This is a genomic window from Pseudaestuariivita rosea (assembly GCF_017592335.1).
GTDB classification, from domain to species: Bacteria; Pseudomonadota; Alphaproteobacteria; order Rhodobacterales; family Rhodobacteraceae; genus Parasulfitobacter; species Parasulfitobacter rosea.
Map to the genome: position 1 here is coordinate 1 of NZ_JACNMP010000086.1, position 850 is coordinate 850.

General features: G+C 61.6%; 1 pseudogene. It reads right to left on the reverse strand.

The features are described 5' to 3' along the window. Positions 1 to 75: 75 nt before the first annotated feature. Positions 76 to 791: pseudogene (locus tag H7848_RS19675) on the reverse strand (IS3 family transposase); the annotation flags it as partial. Positions 792 to 850: the final 59 nt, after the last annotated feature.

The following is an 850-nucleotide window of genomic DNA, read 5'->3' on the forward strand; positions in this document are numbered from 1 at the left end:
GTCTGATCTCGAAGTCAACGGGCGACAGCATGCCGTTTTTCGTGCGCTTGCGCTTTGGGTTGTAGAACAGCTCGATGTGATGTCGGTCACCCCCAGACCTGATCCCGCGCGGACGTATCGAACCGCTGCTCCAGCCTGTTCTCAGCCACAATGGCGGGCTTACCATCATACCGGCCGGGACGCCGCCGATAGCCGACCTGAGCCGCGATCCCGGCCAGCGAGGCCAGGCGCGCGACGCGGTTCTCCGAGACCTGCTCGCTCTGGTCGCGCAGATCGTCCGTCAGCTTGCGATAGCCATAGACCTTGCCACTCTCCGCCCAGGCCTGCCGGATCAGCTCGGTCTGACGCGCACCTTCCTGCGCACGATGGCTTAGCGGTTCCTTGAGCCATGCATAGAAGAGAAGCCAGAGAAATGGACCCGCAGCACCCGGCACATGGCCCGGACACCGAACTCCCCGCGATGCGCCCGGATAAAGGCGTACTTCATTGGGACCCTCGCGCGAAGTACGCGCTCGCCATTGCGCTTGAACCAATGGCGCACAAGGCTCGCCCTTTTTTAGAATGTCGCGCTCCTCGGTCACCCTTGCCAGCTCGCGCTTCAGCCGCCGGTTCTCGGCTTCATGGTCCACGCCAGGCTTAGGCTCCGGACCCCCAAACAGCTTCATCCATTTGTAAAGAGAATGCGTGCTGACACCCCAACGCCGCGATACCTCGCGAACCGGATAGCCTCGCACTGTGATCTGATGCACCGCATCGCGCTTGAACTCGTCGCTGTAATTGCTTGTCCCCATGTCGGCCTCCTCGCCTCAAAGTTAGGGGGCAAAGCGTCTACAAACCTAGGGGCAGCTCA